The sequence below is a fragment of the Mycolicibacter algericus DSM 45454 genome (assembly GCF_002086455.1).
GTDB classification, from domain to species: domain Bacteria; phylum Actinomycetota; class Actinomycetes; order Mycobacteriales; family Mycobacteriaceae; genus Mycobacterium; species Mycobacterium algericum.
In genome coordinates, this window is record NZ_MVHC01000080.1 from 1 (window position 1) to 1,285 (window position 1,285).

Annotated in this window: 1 protein-coding gene; it reads left to right on the forward strand. The window is 67.2% G+C overall.

Going from position 1 to position 1,285, the window contains the following annotated elements; genetic code table 11:
- Positions 1–123: 123 nt before the first annotated feature.
- The coding region (locus tag BST10_RS22160) for an ISL3 family transposase (RefSeq protein ID WP_109559622.1) at positions 124–1,285 on the forward strand (1,162 nt) is incomplete at its 3' end.

The window sequence follows — 1,285 nt, forward strand, 5'->3', positions numbered from 1 at the left end:
GGCTCTTCCCGATCGGGAGTGCGTGGGCGGGCGCGGCTGACCGGGTGAGGTTGGGGATGTAGGCGGGTCCTGGGGTGTGACGATAGGGGTTCTCACACACCAAATCGAACACCCACAGGACCCATGTCTGAGCCTACGTGCCTTGTTGCCGACACCATCTGCCGAACCGTCGAGTTGGGGGTGACGATCACCGGCGCGGCGATCGCCGACGAACTCACCTGGATCGACTGCCGGCCGGTCGCACACGACCCGGCCTGCCCGAAATGCGGCCGCCCTGGCCAGTTGCGTGATCATGTCGAGCGGGTCTTGACCGACTTGCCCGTCGTGGGGCACCCGACCCGACTGCGGGTCCGGGTGCCGAGGTTCACCTGCGGCAACGACGGCTGCGCGGTGACGATCTTCCGGCAACGCATCGACCGGGTCGCCGCACCCAAGGCTGCCACCACGGTGCGGTGTGCCCGCTGGATTCTGCAGCGGTTGGCGATCGACAAGATGTCGGTCTCGGCAGTGGCCAAGGCCCTCGGTCTGGGCTGGAACACCGTGAACTCGGTGGCGGCCGAACTCACCCGTGAACTGGTCTTCGGCTCACCCGTTCACCTCGACGGGGTCCGCTACCTCGGGGTCGATGAGCACAAGTGGAAACACCGCCGCGGCCAGGGCGAACCGGACTTCGTGACGGTCCTGGTCGACCTGACTCCGGTCATCGACGGCACCGGCCCAGCGCGGCTGCTCGACATGGTGGCCGGTCGATCCGCTGAGGTCCTCAAGGGCTGGCTCAACGCCAAGGACGCCAACTTCCGCAGCCGGGTCAAGGTCGTGGCGATGGACGGGTTCGCCGGCTACCGCACCGCCACCGCCGACGTGCTGCCGGCAGCGCGGGCGGTGATGGACCCGTTCCATGTGGTGCATCTGGCCGCCGACAAGCTCACCGGCTGCCGCCAGCGCATTCAGCAGGACACCCGCGGGCATCGGGGACGCACCGGCGACCCGCTGTACGGGATCCGGCGGATCCTGCTGACCCGCACCGAGCTGCTCACCGACAAGCAGAAAGCCAAGCTGGGCAAGGCCATCGCAGCCCATGATGCGCATGCGGCGGTGGAGGTCACCGCTTGCTACTACCAGGACCTGATCGCCGCCTACGCCAACCCGGACCGCAGAGCGGGAAAGTTGGCGATGTTCAAGTGCCTCAAGCGGATTCGATCAGGACTACCTAAGGGCCTCGATGAGCTGGCGCAGCTGGGTCGCAGTCTCTGGAAGCGGCGCCGCGAAATCCTGGCCTACTTCG